The organism is Algoriphagus lutimaris (genome assembly GCF_017051705.1).
Lineage (GTDB): Bacteria > Bacteroidota > Bacteroidia > Cytophagales > Cyclobacteriaceae > Algoriphagus > Algoriphagus lutimaris.
The window spans coordinates 128,861-148,576 of the sequence record NZ_JAFIDJ010000003.1 but is presented as its reverse complement, the minus strand read 5'-3'; the positions used below and the strand labels follow the sequence as shown (position 1 = coordinate 148,576).

Below are 19,716 nucleotides of genomic sequence, written 5' to 3'. Positions count from 1 at the left end.
CTATGTACGGATTTCTGATCGGAGTAGGAGTTCTTTTATTACTATCCATTATTTGGATGGTTTACAGAATTCAAACCTTGGTATCTGTAGTAAAAGGATCTGATAAAAAGATCGCTACAGGTAGTAATAAGGTAAATGCTATTTTATTTATTCTCTTTATGCTGGGTACTGGTTTCTTAATGTTCTGGTATTCCATCAAGGAATTTGATACCTATCAATTACCCATTGCTTCTGAGCATGGAGTTGTGACGGATCGTTTGTTTTGGATCACAATGGCGGTAACTGGAATTGTATTCCTGATTACGCATGTGCTATTGTTTATCTTCCCTTACAAGTACCAATACAAGGAAGATAGAAAGGCATCTTTCTATCCTGATAATAATAAACTGGAAATAATCTGGACTGCTGTTCCTGGTGTGGTATTAGCATTATTGGTTATCTCTGGTTGGATGGCATGGTCAGATATTACTGCTCCAGCGCCTGAAAAAGCCCATGTAGTTGAAATTATGGGGTCTCAGTTCCAGTGGGATGTAAGATATCCAGGTAAGGACAATGTGTTAGGAGATTACGATTACAGATTAACTTCTGCAACCAATGCACATGGTATTGATTTTACAGATAAGAACTCAATGGATGATTTTCCATCTCCTGTAGTAGTAATTCCTAAAGGAGAACCTGTTCTTTTCAAAATTAGAGCTAGAGATGTACTTCATTCAGTTTTCTCTCCACATATGAGATTGAAAATGGATGCGGTGCCTGGAATGCCAACTCGTTTCTGGTTTGTTCCGACAAAGACTACAGCCGAAATGCGTGAGGAAACTGGAAATCCTGACTTCCAATATGAAATTGCTTGTACTGAGATTTGTGGCCGTGGTCACTTCTCTATGAGAAAAATTATTGAAGTAGTTGAGCCAGGTGAATATCAGAAATGGTATGCAGAACAAAAGTCTTTTATTCAGATGAACCCTGCTTTAGCAGAAGGTACTCAAGCTGAGACAAAGGAACTTGCAGAAAATAATTAAGCGAAGGTAATTAACAAAATTATAGATTATGTCTACAGCATCTGTCGCAAATCATGATACCTCAGCGCACGATCATCACGATCATGAGCATCATGGTAATTTTGTAACAACATATTTATTTACTACTGATCATAAAATGATCGGTAAACAGTTCTTGATCTCAGGTATCTTCTGGGCTTTGATAGGTGGACTCTTGTCTATTCTATTCAGATTACAACTTGGATTCCCTGATATGAGTCTTGAATTCCTTCGGCCAATCTTAGGTGGTTGGTTGGATGATGCAGGTCATTTAGATCCTACATTTTATCTTGCCTTAGTAACAATGCATGGTACCATCATGGTATTCTTTGTATTGACAGCTGGTTTGAGTGGTACTTTCTCCAATTACCTAATTCCACTTCAAATTGGTGCACGTGACATGGCATCTGGCTTTATGAACATGCTTTCATTCTGGTTCTTCTTCATGGCCGGGGTGCTTATGTTTATTTCCTTATTTATTCCAACTGGTCCTGCAGCAGGTGGATGGGTTGTTTACCCTCCTTTATCAGCTTTGGAACAAGCAATTCCTGGTTCTGGATTAGGGATGACCTTATGGTTGACTTCCATGACTTTGTTCATTGCCTCTCAGCTGTTAGGTGGTATCAACTACATTACTACGGTTATTAACCTTAGAACGAAAGGGATGTCGTTTTCAAGACTTCCACTTACTATCTGGGCATTCTTCTTGACAGCTGTAATCGGTTTGTTATCTTTCCCAGTATTGGTAGCAGCAGCATTGTTGTTGATCTTTGATAGAAGCTTCGGTACTTCATTCTACTTATCTGATATTTATATCAATGGGGAAGCTCTTCCAAATACTGGAGGTAGCCCTGTACTTTATCAGCACTTATTCTGGTTCTTAGGTCACCCAGAAGTATATATTGTGTTATTACCTGCATTGGGTATTACTTCTGAGGTAATAGCTACCAACTCAAGAAAACCAATCTTTGGTTACAAGGCGATGATCATTTCTATGTTGGGAATCACTATTCTTTCCTTCATCGTGTGGGCTCACCACATGTTCGTGTCAGGTATGAACCCTTTCTTAGGCTCGATTTTCATGTTCTTGACTTTGATTATTGCGGTACCTTCAGCTGTAAAAGTATTTAATTACTTAACTACGCTATGGAGAGGTAATTTGATCTTTACTCCTGCGATGTTGTTTTCCATTGGCTTGGTATCGTTCTTTATTTCTGGAGGTTTAACAGGTATTTTCCTTGGAAACTCAGCTATTGATATTCAACTACACGACACCTATTTCGTTGTAGCGCACTTCCATTTAGTAATGGGGTCTGCATCTTTCTTCGGTCTTTTGGCAGGTATTTACCATTGGTTCCCTAAAATGTTTGGTAGAATGATGGATGAGAAGCTAGGTTATATCCACTTCTGGTTGACCTTTGTAGGTGTTTACATGGTTTTCTTCCCAATGCACTACATCGGAATCGCTGGCTTCCCGAGAAGATACTATTCTTGGACTAACTTCGATTTCGCCAATATGTATACTGATTTGAACATGTTTGTTTCTGCTGCCGCAATCATCACATTTGCTGCTCAGTTCATCTTCTTGTTTAATTTCTTCTATAGCATGTATAGAGGCCGTAAGGCTTCTTTGAACCCTTGGAGATCTACTACTTTGGAATGGACTACTCCATTGTACCCTGGTCATGGAAACTGGCCTGGTGAAATTCCTACTGTATATAGATGGCCTTATGATTATTCAAAGCCAGGTGCAGAGGAGGATTTCATCCCTCAAACAGTACCACTTTCAGCTACCCCTGAGTCTAACTTGCCACATGAACAAGAGCAAGTGAAATTAGAAATGGAGATTATGAAAGATGAGGAAGAGGGTTTGGTAGCTAATGAATCAAAGCACTAACAAACAAATAAACAGCTTTCGCAAAGTCAGTTTTCTGACTGTGATAGCTGTTTATTTTCTAATCTTAGTCGGTGGGATAGTCAGAACTACCGGTTCTGGTATGGGCTGTCCTGATTGGCCAAAATGTTTTGGAAGTGTTGTTCCTCCAACGAATGTGGACCAACTTCCAGACAACTATCAAGAAATATACCTTCAAAAAAGAATTGCCAAAAACGAAAGGTTTGTGGCTACCCTTGAAAAACTTGGATTTGTAGAAGCGGCCCAAGCAATTGCCAATGACAAATCTATCCTGATAGAACAAGAATTTAATCCATTGAAAACTTGGATTGAATACATCAATCGCTTAGTGGGCGTACTGATTGGGTTCTTTATCATTTTTACAGTATGGAAATCTTTTCCTATCTGGAAATTAGATAAGTGGATTCCAATTATAGCGATAGCCTCTTTGATTCTTGTTTTGTTTCAGGGATGGATAGGCTCTTTGGTGGTCTCTACTAACCTTCTTCCTTGGATGATTACATTTCATATGATGCTAGCTATTTTACTAGTATTGATGTTGATCTATTTGTATCATCGTTCAGGAAAATTAAAAGAGGGGAAAGGTGTATTGATGGATGTTCCAGCAAAGATTGAGTGGGTATTAATCACTGCTCTTATTCTAATGACCATCCAAGTTGTTTTGGGTACTCAGGTGAGGGAAGAGGTTGATCAAATTTCTTTTGCGCTAGGGAATATGTTGAGGGGAACATGGATTGAACAATTGGGCTTACCATTTATCATTCATAGGTCTTTCTCACTCATCTTATTGGGAGTACATGTGATGTATTTCTTCTGGGCATATAAGTATGTGCTGAGAGGATCCAACATTAGTTTATGGTCTCAATTATTGATGATTTTGGTGATTATTGAAATTGCCACGGGAATGGGAATGGCATATTTTGCGATTCCAGCATTTCTTCAACCCATTCACTTAGTGATTGGGACAATTATAGTAGGGATTCAATATTTCTTGATCCTACAATTGCGAGAGCACAAACAGTATCGATTAAATTCAAATTGATAATGAGGACAGTTGGATTAACTGACCAGAGTATTTACCACTTGGTTATCACTAGAGCAAAGGCTTATTATGAATTGCTGAAATTCAGATTGTCGGCTCTAGTTACATTTTCTGCTGTATTTGGTTTCATCTTAGGTGATTCTGGAAGTTCCTTTGGTTGGTCCAATTTTCTTGGATTGGCATTAGGAGGCTTTCTAATTAGTGGTGCTTCTGGTGCCGCCAATGAAATCATGGAGCGGGATTTGGATAAATTGATGAAGCGTACCAAAAACCGTCCTCTTCCTTTACAGATTATTTCTCTTACTGAGGCTTACTGGTTTACCTTTAGTATTGCCTTTATCGGTCTTGCTTTGCTTTGGATGTATACTAATCCTCTGACGACTTGGTTGGGAGTGCTAAGCATGGTGTTATATGTATTTGTTTATACACCTTTGAAAAGAGTGGGTCCTATCGCTGTTTTTGTAGGCGCAATACCAGGCGCAATGCCGCCTTTGTTAGGTTGGACTGCTGCTACAGGAGCCATTTCGTATGAAGCATTAATCATATTTGGAATTCAATTTATCTGGCAGTTCCCGCATTTCTGGGCTATCGCTTGGGTGAGTGACGAGGATTATAAAAAAGCAGGTTTTAAATTATTGCCTAGTGGTGGTGGACAAGATTTGAATACAGCTATTCAAATTATGATCTATACTCTGTTTTTATTGCCTTTAGGTTTATTGCCAAGTTATTTTGGTCTAACTGGATTGAATTCTGGAATTGTAGCCACCGTTTGTGGAGTGTTGTTTTTGGCACAAACATTTTCCTTGATGAAGGATTGTTCAAGAAAGTCCGCTTTAAAAATTATGTTTGGCTCATTCTTGTATTTGCCGATCGTTCAAATTGCTTATTTACTGGATAAATTACCGTAGGATGGAACATGAGTTGAAGTATATTGATTTAGTAGAGCAGCCTATTTCCATGCATGCCAAAAAGTTTGCTCTTTGGCTGTTCATGGTTACTGTGGTAATGATCTTTGCGGCTATGACATCCGCTTATATTGTTAGACAATCAGAAGGGAATTGGCTTGAATATGACTTACCTCAGATATTTTGGCTAACTTCTGGAATAGTAATACTAAGCAGTGTTTTTCTTCAGTATGGATATTATTCTGCCAAGAAGGATAATATGCTAGGTTTGAAAATAGGATTGGCCGGTGCAGTAATCCTTGGGATTGCCTTCCTTGTTGGGCAATGGTATTCTTGGGTAGCATTGGTTGATGAAGAAGTTTTCTTTGTAGGTAATCCTTCTGGATCCTTTCTTTATGTATTTACAGGACTTCATGCCCTTCACTTGATCAGCGGTGTGATATTTCTGATTATTGTATTAATTTCGAGTTTTAGATACCAAATTCATTCTAAGGCCATGGTCAGAATGGAAATGGCTACAACATATTGGCATTTTCTAGGTGGGCTTTGGCTTTACCTGTTTATGTTTTTGCTTTTGAATCATTAAAATAACTATAGTACAAACCGATAATTTATGTCTGCGCATTCTACTGCTATTGGAGTAAGCTCAAAAAGAGGCGTTTGGGGAGGTGGTAACGAACCTCTTAAAGCCAGCTATGGAAAACTTATGATGTGGTTTTTCCTACTCTCCGACATTTTCACTTTTGCTGCGTTCCTGATTACTTACCTGTCTATAAGGGTGAGTTATCCTGCTTATGCTGGTCCTGCTGGGGAATTCGTTGGATCCAATGAATATTGGCCAGTTCCTGAATTGGTGTTTGATGCCATTCCATTTGTACATGGTGTTCATGCCCCTTTGGTATTCGTTGGGATTATGACATTCATTTTGATTTCATCTTCTGTAACCATGGTATTGGCAGTAGAAGCTGGGCACAGAAATGATAGAAACGATGTAGTGAAATGGTTACTTTGGACCATTCTAGGTGGCGCGACTTTCCTTGGTTGTCAGGCATGGGAGTGGAATCACTTCATTCATGGTACTGAGGCTGGTAGCACAATGACCTTCATTAATTCTATGAACCAATTGGTTACAGAAGTAGTACATGGAGCTAATTTATCAGTGAATGAATATGGTCCAGGCTCATTTGCCCAATTGTTCTTCTTCATTACTGGATTCCATGGCTTCCACGTAACAATCGGTGTATTTCTTTTATTCTTATGCTTCTATCAGGCTGCTGTAGGAATTTATGATCAAAGAGGTCATTACGAAATGGTTGAGAAAATTGGTCTTTACTGGCACTTTGTAGACTTGGTGTGGGTATTCGTATTTACCTTATTCTATCTTATCTAAGCATTAAAATTTTCGAGATATGGAAATTCAACAAAATAAATCTACGCTGGAAGTTCAACCACGTAACGACGAGAAGATTAAAAAAATCTGGAAAACTGCTGCTATCCTTTTAGCGATCACAGTAGCTGAATTTATCATGGCCTTTACAATGCCTAGAGGTTTGCTATTGTACTTTCTATTTATCGTTTTGACAATTTGGAAAGCCAGATATATCATGCTTGAGTTTATGCACCTAGGAGACGAAGTGAAACCATTGTTTTACTCTATTATGGTTCCATTGGTATTTTTGATTTGGTTGCTTATCGCACTTGCTAAAGAAGGTTCTGAGATTTTCATGATGCGCTGGTAATCATAAAAAAATATAAAAAAAGTACAGGTTGAAGAGAAACACTTCAACCTTCTTTTTTGTAAATACTATACTATGAGAGGAATAAGGATTTTGCAGGGGATGGTATTGGTGTGCATCCTATTGATACCTATTTTGATATTCATGTTTCTTAAGGGTTTTGGGACAAATACCTATGAAATCCCAATACTCTATCAAAAGGGTACAGACAGCCCATTTAGCGAGTGTGTTCAAGGAGATACCACTCAACATTATATTCCGGATTTCACCTTTACAAATCAAGAGGGACAGCCAGTGGGGAAATCCCAAATGGAAGGGAAAATTACCATTGTTGATTTTTTCTTTACTTCTTGTCCAAGTATTTGTCCGGTGATGTCACAAGAGATGGAGCGGGTTTATGATATGTTTCGCGATGAACCTAATGTTCAGATTTTTTCAATTAGTATAGATCCTGAATTCGATACTCCGGAAATCTTAAAGAAGTATGCAGATGATCATCATGCCCAAGCCGGGAAATGGGATTTCCTAACTGGAGACAAACTGGAAACATATAAATTGGCACGGTGTGGATTTATTATTCCTACAATTGATGGGAATGGAATTCCTGATAACTTTATTCACAGTGATAAGTTTACTCTAGTAGATGCACAGGGTAGAATTAGAGGTTATTATAGTGGAACCTCAAGAGAGGATGTTGATTTGTTAATGCTTGAAACAAAGATCTTATTACATGGAAACAAGTAGGCCGACATTATTACAGAATGAGAAAAAGGTTAAAACCTGGATTATTGCAATTTCTATTGTAATTCCATTTGCTGTAGCGGTATTATTATTCATGCCTGCAAAAGTAGATGTAGGAAGTGAATGGGTTTATTTTCTCCCTCATTTAAATGCTGTAATTAACTCCGCAGCATCCATTGCATTGATTTGTGGATTGTTCTTTATTAAACAAAAGAATATTGCTTATCATAAAGCATCTATGAGCGTAGCCTTTATTCTGGGGGCAATATTCTTGGTTTCATATGTGATTTACCATGGTGCGGCAGAAAGCACTAGCTTTGGAGGGCAAGGCTGGATCCGACCAGTATATTATACTTTGTTGTTAACTCATATTGCTTTTGCAGCAATCGCCTTGTTTCCAATATTGTTTGCTTATTATTATGGATTGACAGATCAGCGTGAAAAACACAGAAAACTGGTTAAATTTGCCTATCCAATCTGGTTATATGTGACGATTACAGGAGTGATTGTTTACTTTATGATTAGTCCCTATTATTTACACTAAACCGAATAGGTTTAAAATCGTAAATTGGTATGATGAATCGATTATTAAAGATATTCTTCCTACTTACTTTCTTTCTGTTGACACAGGCTAATACATTTGCGCAGTGTGCCATGTGTAGGGCTTCTGTAGAAAATAATGTAGCAAATGGGGAGACGAGTATTGGTGCCGGTTTGAATGCGGGGATTCTATACTTATTTGTGATGCCTTATTTAATGGCAATGATCATTGGATTTTTTTGGTATAGAGCTGCCAAAAAGAAAAAGGCAAAATTATCATTTCATTAATGCCTAACTGAGAGCAAAGTTTGATACAGGCTTTGCTTTTTATATTTTTAGCATAAATGAGCTATGAATCCCGACGTTTGGTCATTTTGGTCAGCGTATTCTCTCTACTTGCCGTCTTAATTCTGAATTTCTTTTTTTTTCAAAAAAGCAATGAGGAACGTTTTTTGGAAACTCTACAAGAGAAAATCCAAAAAGTTGATCGTGAATTCGATGAGGATTTTATTCAAATTCTAATGAATGTCAGATCTACTGATTCCATTTCATTTGAAAATATGGAATTGTCTGGCAATATCCATCCTTACTTCTTATTGGATTCCAAGCGGGATTTAATCTATTGGTCGGACTTTACCTTTTCTTTTGATTTTGAGCAGATAGACCAGAATAAAGAATATCAGTTGATCGAAGACCCTTTTGGATCAATCTTGATTAAAATCCGACAATTAAGTAGAAATGGAGCCCCTGTTTTGATGGTGCAGGCATTGAGACTTATTTATCCCGGTAATATTGAAAATGATTATCTGGTAACAGGAGCCAATCCTGAAATTTTTGGCAATAATAGATTTACCCTTTTTACCAATTCCGAGGAAGGTAGATATCAAGTCAAAAACCCAGGTGGAATCCCTATTTTTGGGATCGATTTCTTATTTGGGTATCAACCTGCGGATCGATTAGCAAACCCTGCTATTCTCATTTTTTTTACTTCAGTATTTTTACTCTATTTCCTTCTGAGTTCTGATTTTGTAAGAAATAAATGGAACAAAAAGCATCGGTGGCGGGCCATCGGATATGCTATTACTGTATTGATCGCTTTTAGGTTAATTATGTTACTGTTGGATTTCCCAGGGAGTTATATAAATATCTCTCTTTTTGATCCGGCTAATTATGCCTCCTCTTGGTTGAACCCAAGTCTTGGTGATTTGTTGCTTAATACCATTTGTGCTGTAATCGTATTTGGTATGATCATTTACCATTTGGCCTCTCAAGAAATGAGGTATAAGGTTCAGTCTCTGAAAGAAGTGTCAGAAATAAGAGTATTTGGAGTAATTATTTTGACCATTAGCTCCATTGCCTTGTGGATGGTCTGGGTATTGCCAAGAGATATCATTTCCAATTCTCAATGGGCTTTGGATATAAGTTCTATACCATCTTTTGATTGGTTTAAGGGACTCAGCTTTTTAATCCTTTTTCTTTGGGGTGCGATTTATGTGTTGATTTCCTTGACCTTTATCAGTCTTATTTTGGAAGTTGCCAAAAAGAAATCTGAGCTATACAAAGGGTTATTCATTTTGGGCGTGCCAGTTGCAGGTGTTTTATTGATTTTTAGCGTTTGGGGAGGGGTGGTTTGGTTAATTCATTTAGTGCTGATTGCCTTAGTCATTAGGTTTGAATTATTTAGGAATGTTTTTAAGCTCGGCTTTGATACTTTCTTAACCTTCTTCTTTGCATGTTTAATAACTGCTGGAATTTGTGGGATCAGTACGTTTCAAACAGAACGGAATCAATTGATCCAGTCAAAAATCAGATTTGCCAACCAAAACCTGATTGAAAATGACGTCATGACTGAGTTTTTCCTCAGCGAAATATTTACCAGAATAAAATCAGATTTATTTATTCAAAATAGAATGGGAGATCCTTTGCTTTCCAAGGATCCAATCGAAACTAAAATCAGGAAAATATATTTAGATAATTATTTCGATCAGTTTGAAGTGAAGGTTGGGATTTATTCCTCCTCCGGACAGCAATTAGGAGGGTTAGATTTGGGAAGCCTCAATGATTTAAGGCTTAAATACATTAATAGCGATTTTGCTACCTCTGTCAAAGATCTCTATTTCATAAGGGGAAGTGATGGGAATAATGGAAATCAATTCATCGCCTTTATTCCTTTAGCAAAGGACAATGCTTCCCTGGGTACGATATTTTTAGAATTGAACCAATTGAGAGTTCAGCCTACTAGCGTCTATCCGAAGCTGCTTTTGGATAAAAAATATTCTGAAAGATTAGATCCTATCAGGTATGATTATGCATTATTTAGAGGGGAGGAGCTTCTTAGAAGCACTGGGAGCTTTAATTACTTATCCCAAGCTTTAACCTCTAGATTTGGAGAAGATAAGCTATTTGAGCAGGGGATTCATGTGGGGCAATACCATCATTTTGGAATCCGAAATGGGGAGGATTTGATCATCATTTCATCTCCAAATAGGACCTTATCTCATTTTTTCGGAAACATCTCCTTGTATTTTGTAGCCTTCGTATTTCTCACTTTTCTTACGATTTTGATCAATACCTTTCTGAAAGGCTATAAGAAATTTGAATTTAATTACTCTACCAAGCTTCAGCTGTACCTGAATTTTGCCTTCTTTTTTCCCATCATAATTATCAGCATCATTACCATTGGCTTATTGGCCAATAGTTATCGAGAAGATTTGGATAGGCAGTATATACAGAAAGCGAATTTAATTCGTGGTAATTTGACCAGTTTTTTGAATAATCAAAGTGCAGAAAACGTGGATCGAGAAGTCTTGAATGAGGAGGTGAATAACTTAGCGAATACCATTGCAAGTGATTTACATATTTATACAGGTGAAGGAAAATTACAAGCTTCCAATAGACCCAATATTTTCGATAAAAAGATACTGTCTAATTGGATAAACCCAGTCGCTATTTCAGAAATAGAGGAAAAGAACCAGTCTCGCTTTTTGGCAGAGGAAAAAATCGGGAAGCTAGTTTATAAGTCAGTTTATTTGGCCATACCTTCCACAACAAGTCAAAGCAATTTAGGGATTTTGGCTGTTCCTTTCTTTGAATCTGAAGCGGAATTGAATTCACTGATTTCGGATGTGTTGAGTAATATATTTAATGCATTCGTAGTGATATTTATCCTTTTCTTGATTGTCTCTTATTTTGTATCCAAGAACCTGACGTTTCCATTTAAGCTTTTAACCCAAAAACTAAAAACGACCAATCTGGAAAATAATGAACCCATGTATTGGGGTTCCAAGGATGAAATTGGGCTATTAGTAAATGAATATAACAACATGTTATTCAAGCTGGAATCCAGTAAAAAAGTCTTGGCATCTACAGAAAAGGAATCTGCCTGGAGGGAAATGGCGAAGCAAGTAGCCCATGAAATTAAAAATCCACTTACCCCCATGAAGTTGACTTTGCAGCATTTATTGAGATTGCAAAGTGCAGGTCAGTTAGATGATCATGAGCGTTTGAAAAAATCATTGGAGACTTTGATCCATCAGGTAGATGCTTTAAGTGGAATCGCTTCCTCATTTTCCACTTTTGCCAAAATGCCACTTCCAAAGAATGACCTGATGAATTTCAAGGAAGTATTAAATCAGGTGATCGAATTGTTTAAAAATGATGAGCGATTGGATTTGACTTTTAAGGATGATTCTTATACCGATAATATTCCGATTCTTGGGGATGATAAATTATTTGGAAGAGTCATTGCGAACCTGATTATCAATGGAGTTCAGGCTGTGGAAGCAGGTAAAAAGCCAGAAATTAGAATTTGGCTTTGGATGAGTGACCAGGCGGTATTTCTTGAAATTACTGACAATGGAAATGGAATTCCTCCGGAATTAAGGGATAAAATCTTTATTCCTAATTTCAGTACCAAAAGCCAGGGTTCAGGACTTGGATTGGCAATAGCAAAGAGTGGGGTAGAAACTGCAGGAGGAAAGATTTGGTTTGAAACAGAAATGAATGTTGGGACTACTTTTTATCTTACTTTTCCATTACTCGAATAAATTTTCCTTTTTATTACCTTGAAGGGAAAAGGGCTTTGATTTGAACATGCATAAATGGATTATTTCCTGCGTACTTTTAATTAGCTTCTTTGCGTCCGCAAAAGCTCAGGAAAAATGTCTATGGGTAAAAAGTTCGGATTATGTCCAGCCAGCCATACTTGACTCACTTTCTATTTTAGAAGAAAGTATTCGGGTAAAAGGAAAAAATGGCAAAACCTATGCCTTTCAATACGATCTCAATACCAATAAACTTCAGGTAATTTTCAAGGATGAATCCTTGCCGGATTCTGTCAACATTTGTTATCAGACATTCTCCATTCGCCTAGATCAAGCTGTGGCCAGAAGGACTTTACTTGCTGACTATGATTCTATGGCACATTTTCGGGATACTCGATTATTGGAGTCTCCAACTTTTGATTTTAGAGAAGAACTTTTTCCAAGCACAGATCTGTATAAATCAGGGAGCCTGACCCGAGGCATTTCTTTTGGGAATACCCAAAATGTCTTTGTCAATTCAGCCTTGAACTTACAGTTGGAAGGAAGTATTTCGGATAACTTGAAAATTAGAGCCAGTATAACAGACCAAAATGTTCCTTTTCAACCTGAAGGGAATACCCAGCAAATTCAGGATTTTGATAACGTTTTGATCGAGCTGTATAATGATAATTTTAGTTTGGCCGCAGGAGATGTAGTTCTTCAGCAACGGGAGTCACAGTTTTTGAGGTATTACAAAAATGTTCAAGGCCTCCAGTTTACTTCAAATTACAAAATGAAGGGTAATTGGAAGGCAAGTTCACAAGGGTTTGCTTCCATCGCTAAAGGAAAATTTGCTTCCATTCAGCTTCCGATTTTAGAAGGAGTCTTGGGCCCATATCGAATTCAAGGTCCCCAAAATGAGCGGTTTGTAATTATCATGGCAAATTCTGAACGAGTGTTTTTAGATGGGAGGCAATTACAAAGAGGGTTTAATGCTGATTATGTAATTGATTATAATCAGGCTGAAATCACTTTTACACCCAATGTACTGATTACTCAATATTCTAGAGTAAGGGTTGATTTTGAATATGCTGAACGGAACTATAGTCGCTCAATCTTAGGAGCAAATCATACACAGAGTAATGGTAATGTGGATATCTATTTGAATTATTATCAAGAAAAAGATAATAGGAATAGACCCTTGTTTACAGAATTCAGCCAAGAAGAACTGCGGTTGTTGGCCTCTGTAGGAGATCGGACAGAAAATGCATTAATTCCTAGAATTGATAGCGTAGCTTTTGATCAGAATCGAATTCTATATCAAAGAGTGCAGGACTTTGATGGACAGGGAGAACCATTCATTTATTATGAATATTCCACGGATCCAGAATTAGCTCATTTTGCACTTTCATTTTCACAAGTAGGACAGGGCAATGGGGATTACCGTCGGAAAAGCCAATTAGCGAATGGTACGGTATACGAATATATTTCTAGAGTCAATGGGCAGCCACAAGGGGATTATTCTATTTTAACCCAATTGGCAGCTCCTGATAGCAAAAGAATGGTGACGGCAGGAACACGATTAAAACTAGGAGCACACGAAAAAGTGTACACAGAATTGGCCCTGTCTTCCTTAGATAAAAATTTGTTTTCAGATCTGGACGATGCAGATAATCAAGGGCTAGGTTGGAAAATAGGGTTGGAATCGGAAAACAGGAAGCTGAAATGGCTAGATGGGTATCAATTTTCAGGTCAGGCAGAGCTGGAATATAATTCCACCAATTTCAACTTCATTGATCGATTCAGATACATTGAATTTGACAGAGATTGGGGCCTGAATCAAGAGGACTTGCAGTTCGCGGCTCAGGAACAGTTTTTTTGGACCAAAGTCTCTTTGATAAAAGACCTTTCTAATCGATTTGATTATAGGATTTACCTTAGAAATAGGAAGAACGTGCTGAATGGAAGCCAGCATACAGCAAACTGGAATTTGCAATTGGGAAAAAGAATCGATCTGCGTCAGGAGTTTTTTAAGCTGAATAGTCGGAAAGATAGTCTGAACACAGACTGGATTAGATATTTAGGGGATATTTCATTCAAGAGTAAACTGCTGGTTCCCGGATATCAATTTTCTGTGGATAGAAACACTCTTAAAGACACTAGGCGGGATTCAATCCTTAGCACAGCCATGAATTTTCAACAACATTTAATCTATTTAAAAAGTAACGACTCACTTTCCACTTCTTTTTTGATGGATGCTGCTTGGAGAGAGGATCGGGCTCCTTACTTAGGGAAGTTAGAGAATGATACCAAAGCATTTACATCGAATTTCACCTTTAAAAAGCAATGGTCCAAGCATAGTTTGAGTAGTACTTTTACCTATAGAGAATTGGAATATTTGCAAAGAGCATTGCCTTCTGAATTAAATGTCATGGGAAGAATGTTCTATGAGGGAAGTCTTGGTGAAAATGTAATTCGAAATGAGGTAAGTTATGCAATTGGGAATGGTAGGGAGCTTCAGCGTGAATTTGTTTTTCTTCCGGCACCTAATGGAGATGGAACGCATACCTGGAGGGATGATAATGGAGATGGTGTTCAGCAATTGAATGAATTTTATTTAGCGATCAATCCTGAGGAAAAGCAGTACATAAAAATCTTTGTGCCCACTGATACCTATGTGCAAGCATATACAAGTATTTTGAATTATAGAGTTCAAGCAAATTTTCCACAATCTTGGAAAGAGGCAGGTGGGTTAAAATCCATTTTGCATAGATTTTCCAATACCACCAGTATAAGCATAGAAAAGAAAGTGACCACTGATGATTTTGGAGATCGGATTAATCCATTTATAGGACATCTGGATAGAGAGGATATACTCTCATTGAGACAAGTGATCAGAACATCTTTTTTCTTTAATAGAGCCTCTGCCAATTACGGATTTGATCTCTCTCTTTTTGATTCCCAGTTGAAACAATTACTTTCTGGGGGATTTGAGGATTTAATACAAAAGGACTGGAAACTGAATACGAGATATAATTTTACTCCAAGTGCTTCTTTGAGGGTCCAAGCTAGTACAGGAAACAGGCAGTCTGGTTCTGATTTTCTAGAGAATAGAAATTACACCATTGAGCAACAAACTATCGGGCCGGAATTTGCTTGGCAGCCGTCTCCGTTTTTTCGAAGTACCCTTTCCTATTCTTTTACAGATAAAGAGAATATGGAGAATATGGAGTTTGAGGAAAAGGCTGTATTACACCAAATAGGTTTGGACTTACGTTTTGCAAAAGCAATTAAAACCACCTTGTCCGGAAATTTCAAGTTGATTCAAATAGACTATAACGGAGTGTCTAACTCGCCTGTGGGGTATGAAATGCTACAGGCATTAACTCCAGGGACCAATATGACTTGGACTTTCAATTGGTTGCAGAAAATAGGAGAAGGCCTGCAATTGAATTTAGTATATGAAGGCAGAAATTCTCAAGGCCTTGATAGGCTGGTTCACGTGGGAAGAATGCAAGTTTCAGCTCTATTTTGATAAAAAAATGTAACTTTGTGCAAGGTAGATAGTTGTCATACTAACTATTAAAACACGAAATAAATGAGTAAAAGTATCTTGGTCACAGGGGGCACCAAAGGAATAGGAAGAGCCATTATCGAGCGTTTTGCAAACGAGGGGTTTGATGTGATTACCTGTGCTAGAAATGAAGAAGAGCTAGCAGCTTTGAGGGTTTCTTTAGAGGAAAATCATGCTTTAATCCATGTTTTGGCAGTAAAAGCTGATTTATCCAAAAAAGAAGAAGTATTGGATTTTGCTGAAAAGGTCAAAGCTTTTGGCGTTCCTGATGTGTTAGTGAACAATACGGGTGTTTTTCTTCAAGGAACAATTCTAGGGGAACCAGAAGGGAATTTTGAGCTGATGATGAATACCAATTTGTACTCAGCCTATTACTTAACTCGTGCGTTAATAGATGGTATGGTTGCTAGAAAAAGTGGTCATATTTTTAGTATGGGCTCCATTGCAGGACTGACAGCTTATGCCAACGGAGGTAGCTACGCAATTTCTAAATGGGCCATGCTAGGAATGACTAAATGCCTTAGAGAAGAATTGAAAAATGATCATATAAAAGTGACTTCCATACTTCCTGGAGCTACCTACACGGCTAGTTGGGAAGGAGTAGACTTGCCAGAAGAAAGATTTATGAAAGCAGAGGACGTAGCAGAATCTGTTTGGTCTGCTTATAACCTTTCACCCCAAACTGTTGTTGAAGAACTAGTGATCAGACCCCAATTAGGAGATATTTAACTATGGAGCCAATAATAAAATCGCAGGATCAATTGTATTGCAATAGCCTTACTTCCTATTCGAGAAGGAAAACCATTCCTGTCAATGTAGGAGGGGTATTGATCGGTGGGGATAATCCCATTGTAGTTCAATCGATGACGACCGTAGATACAATGGATACCCAAGGATCTGTGGAGCAATGCATCCGTATGATTGAATCAGGGTGTCAATTGATTCGTATTACAGCTCCAAGTATTAAAGAGGCTGAGAATTTAAAGAATATAAAAGACGAGCTAAGAAAAAGAGGCTATAGTACCCCTTTAGTAGCAGATATACATTTTACTCCCAATGCGGCAGAAGTTGCTGCTAAAATAGTAGAGAAGGTTCGAATTAATCCGGGCAACTATGCGGATAAAAAGAAATTTGAAGTCATAGAATATACGGATGAATCCTACCAAGAAGAGTTGAATAGAATCCGAGAACGATTTTTACCATTGGTAAAGATTTGTAAAGAGCACGGTACTGCCATGCGAATCGGCACCAACCATGGTTCTCTATCAGATAGAATTATGAGTCGCTATGGAGATACTCCTTTGGGGATGGTGGAATCTGCGCTGGAGTTTTTAAGAATTTGTGAAGACGAAAACTATCATGATATCGTCATTTCTATGAAGTCCTCCAATACACAGGTAATGGTACAGGCGTATCGTTTGTTAGTTCAAAAATTAGTAGAAGGAGGCTTCAAGCCTTATCCTCTACATTTGGGGGTAACTGAAGCAGGAGAAGCAGAAGATGGAAGAATTAAATCTGCAGTAGGGATTGGCACCTTGCTGGAAGATGGGTTGGGTGATACAGTTCGGGTATCCTTAACAGAGGATCCGGAATTTGAAGCGCCTGTTGCCAAAGCATTGATTGATCGATATTCGAAGAGGACTCCTCACGCAGAAATTAAGAAAATAGAGGAGTATCCTATTCATCCTTTTGACCATGAGAAACGGCATACCTATGAGGTTTTCAATTTTGGAGGACATCATGTTCCTAGGGTAATCACCGATATATCTAAAATTGAGAAAATCTCGGAGAAGGAAATAAAGCAAACCGGGCATTTCTATTTGCCAGAATTGGACAAATGGAAAATGAATGACCAAGGTTGTGATTTTGTTTTTTCAGGCTCCAATCCCATTCCGTTTATGTTACCAAATGGGATGAAAGAAATTCAATATGCAGAAATCTGGAAGCAGCAATCAGACCAAATCAATAAGTTTCCTTTATTTAATTTGGATGAATATGCCAATTCTTCTGACTTTCATTTAGAACTGAATTTCCTTGAAATTTTTGATACTGAAATAGAAGAAGTCATTCCTATTATTGCTGATAGGAAGGATACGGTGTTGATTTTGAAAACTTCCAATAAGCATGCGATGCCTGCTTTAAGGCGTGCATTTGTCAGCCTTATGGAATCAAACACCGAAATACCGGTAGTGGTTAAAATTGCCTATCCAGATCAAGATCATGATTTGACTATGTTATATGCTGCTACCGATGTAGGAGGTTTGCTGATTGATGGCTTGGGAGATGGAATATTTATTTCTTTAGAAAAAGAAAACCAAACGGATCGTCAAGAGATTTTGGATCAAGTAAAATTGCATAATTCTGTCGGCTTTGGGGTGCTTCAGGCGGCCAGAACGAGAATGTCCAAGACAGAGTACATATCTTGTCCATCTTGTGGTAGAACTCTGTTTGATCTTCAGGAAACCACTGCCATGATACGAAAAAGAACAGATCATTTGAAGGGGGTGAAAATTGGTATTATGGGTTGTATTGTGAATGGACCTGGAGAAATGGCAGATGCAGATTATGGGTATGTAGGGTCTGGGAAAGGGAAAATAACCCTTTACAAAGGAAAAGAAGTAATGAAAAGATCGGTCCCTTCAGAACGGGCTGTGGATGAACTAATAGAAATTATTAAAGAAGATGGGATGTGGAACGAATCGGATTCCATTTAAATAAACTTATTATTCCATTTTCCTGTTGAACACGCAAAGTCAGAAACTATGTCAGAAAACAATAAAGTAAAAGAATTCTTTAAGTTAGGTGAAGTGGGTAATTACTTTGTAAGGGTTTTTCAAAAACCTGATCCAAGCCAAAAATCAAATTTGAATTTGAGAATGATGCATGGGATTAATAAGATTTCCATCATTGTTTTTCTTTTGGCATTGATCGTTTGGACCCTAAAAAGATTTATTTAAGTTTAATCGAATACTATAGTTAAAAGGTCATCTGAATTTCCAGATGACCTTTTTATTTAGGATTAAATCTTAAAAAAGATCTTATTTCTATAAAGAAAATAACAAAGTCCCCACATGGTAGCCAAGGTACAGAAGGCTGTGATGATTGCTAATGAATGTTCTCCAAAACCAATTGGTTCAAGAAAACCTGAGGTGAAAATCCCGATGGTTCTATTTAGCCAGCGATGTCCAAGTATTTCTGCAAAAAGGTAAATGAAGATGGAGTTCATGCCTACTATGATGAAAGGAAAAGCTTTGGATTGGTGTTTTTTTATGTCAATCAGCCAATAGGATAAAGCCAAGGCCAATAAAGCCCATCCACCAGAAGCTAAGGCAAAGGAACTGGTACTAATCCTTTTAATAATGGGAGTAATTCCGATGATGTCTAGCCCATATCCTAGAATCAAGCCAATTATTCCAGCTATTACAAACGTCTTGATCTTATCTTTCGGAAGGCTTGTGGATAAAAGGATATTTCCACAAATAGCTCCCCAAATGGTATGTGCAGCTGTAGGAATGCAGTTGATCGCTACCCAGCCACCACTATTGATCTTACTCATCAAAATCATGTCAATATAGTTGCCGAAATTTGTTCCATGTTCATAAGGAACTTCTGGGTTATACAATCTGTAAAGAACTTCAGTAAGGGCTAATAAGGCAATAGAAACTCCTAATTGAATTTGCCAGGATTTTTTAAGGAGGAAGTAGGTTACTAAAATTGTAAAGGAAAGTTGGGTCAACACATTCCAAAGTTCAAAAACAAGCTTACCCGCATAGATGCAATGGAGTCCAGTGCCAAATAGAAATAGCAATAGGCATCTTTTAAGTATATGTCGGGTTACTTTGGGCCGGTCTTCATGATTTGCTAACCGCTTATTCAAAGAGAAGGGCATTGCTACGCCTACTATAAACATGAAAAAGGGTTGGATCAAATCCCAGAATCGAAGCCCGTTCCAAGGGTGGTGAGTAAACTGGGTGAAAAAGGAATTTAAAAATCCAGGTTCCGGGAAAGCCTCTAATAAACTATGATAGACAGAAGCAGCTTCTGCTACTAATAAAAACATGGTTAGACCTCTAAAGGTGTCCAGTGAAACAAGCCTTCCAGACTTGATTAAAGTTGAATCCATTTGGTTTTAGGTTGGGTTTTACCCTAAACTAACCAAAATAGATAAATATGGCTTTGCCAATAATATAAAAAGCTTTGT

16 protein-coding genes are annotated in these 19,716 nt (G+C 37.8%); 15 read left to right on the top strand and 1 reads right to left on the bottom strand.

Translation table 11 applies throughout. The features are described 5' to 3' along the window. The first annotated feature begins 2 nt into the window (after nt 1-2). The 15 genes from JYB62_RS17985 (at nt 3) to JYB62_RS17915 (ending at nt 18,472) form a co-directional block, all read left to right on the top strand. A complete protein-coding gene (locus JYB62_RS17985; protein ID WP_205646786.1) occupies nt 3-1,022 on the top strand; it encodes a cytochrome c oxidase subunit II in 1,020 nt (339 codons plus the stop codon). Nucleotides 1,023-1,050: 28 nt separating this feature from the next. Next, nucleotides 1,051-2,937 carry a cytochrome c oxidase subunit I gene (locus JYB62_RS17980; protein ID WP_205646784.1) on the top strand — a complete coding sequence of 629 codons (1,887 nt, stop codon included), beginning with the start codon at nt 1,051-1,053 and terminating at the stop codon, nt 2,935-2,937. After that, nucleotides 2,921-3,997, top strand: a complete 1,077-nt coding sequence (locus JYB62_RS17975) for a COX15/CtaA family protein (protein WP_205646783.1) — start codon at nt 2,921-2,923, stop codon at nt 3,995-3,997. The genes JYB62_RS17980 and JYB62_RS17975 overlap by 17 nt, the downstream gene beginning before the upstream one ends. Before the next feature lie 2 nt (nt 3,998-3,999). Next, nucleotides 4,000-4,905, top strand: a complete 906-nt coding sequence (cyoE, locus tag JYB62_RS17970) for a heme o synthase (protein WP_205646782.1) — start codon at nt 4,000-4,002, stop codon at nt 4,903-4,905. Nucleotide 4,906: 1 nt separating this feature from the next. Beyond that, complete coding sequence (locus JYB62_RS17965) at nt 4,907-5,488, top strand: cytochrome c oxidase subunit 3 (protein WP_074226468.1); 582 nt, start codon at nt 4,907-4,909, stop codon at nt 5,486-5,488. 27 nt (nt 5,489-5,515) lie between these two features. Next, nucleotides 5,516-6,292 carry a cytochrome c oxidase subunit 3 gene (locus JYB62_RS17960; RefSeq protein WP_205646781.1) on the top strand — a complete coding sequence of 259 codons (777 nt, stop codon included), beginning with the start codon at nt 5,516-5,518 and terminating at the stop codon, nt 6,290-6,292. 19 nt (nt 6,293-6,311) lie between these two features. Further along, the gene (locus JYB62_RS17955) at nt 6,312-6,641 is read left to right on the top strand and encodes a cytochrome C oxidase subunit IV family protein (protein WP_205646780.1); all 330 of its coding nucleotides are present in this window, start codon (nt 6,312-6,314) and stop codon (nt 6,639-6,641) included. A 72-nt stretch (nt 6,642-6,713) separates the two neighbouring features. Further along, entirely contained in the window at nt 6,714-7,382 is a 669-nt protein-coding gene (locus JYB62_RS17950) for an SCO family protein (protein ID WP_205646779.1), read from the top strand. Beyond that, the gene (locus JYB62_RS17945; RefSeq protein WP_205646778.1) at nt 7,369-7,923 is read left to right on the top strand and encodes a DUF420 domain-containing protein; all 555 of its coding nucleotides are present in this window, start codon (nt 7,369-7,371) and stop codon (nt 7,921-7,923) included. The genes JYB62_RS17950 and JYB62_RS17945 overlap by 14 nt, the downstream gene beginning before the upstream one ends. 32 nt (nt 7,924-7,955) lie before the next feature. Next, nucleotides 7,956-8,207 carry a hypothetical protein gene (locus JYB62_RS17940; RefSeq protein WP_205646890.1) on the top strand — a complete coding sequence of 84 codons (252 nt, stop codon included), beginning with the start codon at nt 7,956-7,958 and terminating at the stop codon, nt 8,205-8,207. Nucleotides 8,208-8,263: 56 nt separating this feature from the next. Further along, complete coding sequence (locus tag JYB62_RS17935) at nt 8,264-11,965, top strand: ATP-binding protein (RefSeq protein ID WP_205646777.1); 3,702 nt, start codon at nt 8,264-8,266, stop codon at nt 11,963-11,965. A 46-nt stretch (nt 11,966-12,011) separates the two neighbouring features. Further along, nucleotides 12,012-15,476 carry a hypothetical protein gene (locus JYB62_RS17930; protein WP_205646776.1) on the top strand — a complete coding sequence of 1,155 codons (3,465 nt, stop codon included), beginning with the start codon at nt 12,012-12,014 and terminating at the stop codon, nt 15,474-15,476. 63 nt (nt 15,477-15,539) lie between these two features. Continuing rightward, entirely contained in the window at nt 15,540-16,244 is a 705-nt protein-coding gene (locus JYB62_RS17925) for an SDR family oxidoreductase (protein WP_205646775.1), read from the top strand. A gap of 2 nt (nt 16,245-16,246) precedes the next feature. Next, complete coding sequence (gene ispG / locus JYB62_RS17920) at nt 16,247-18,229, top strand: (E)-4-hydroxy-3-methylbut-2-enyl-diphosphate synthase (RefSeq protein ID WP_205646774.1); 1,983 nt, start codon at nt 16,247-16,249, stop codon at nt 18,227-18,229. Nucleotides 18,230-18,277: 48 nt separating this feature from the next. Next, nucleotides 18,278-18,472, top strand: coding sequence for a DUF6728 family protein (locus JYB62_RS17915; RefSeq protein WP_205646773.1), 195 nt, complete (start codon nt 18,278-18,280; stop codon nt 18,470-18,472). Between the two features lie 62 nt (nt 18,473-18,534). Here JYB62_RS17915 and JYB62_RS17910 read toward each other — a convergent pair whose 3' ends face one another. Then, entirely contained in the window at nt 18,535-19,638 is a 1,104-nt protein-coding gene (locus tag JYB62_RS17910; protein ID WP_205646772.1) for an acyltransferase family protein, read from the bottom strand. Nucleotides 19,639-19,716 lie beyond the last annotated feature (78 nt).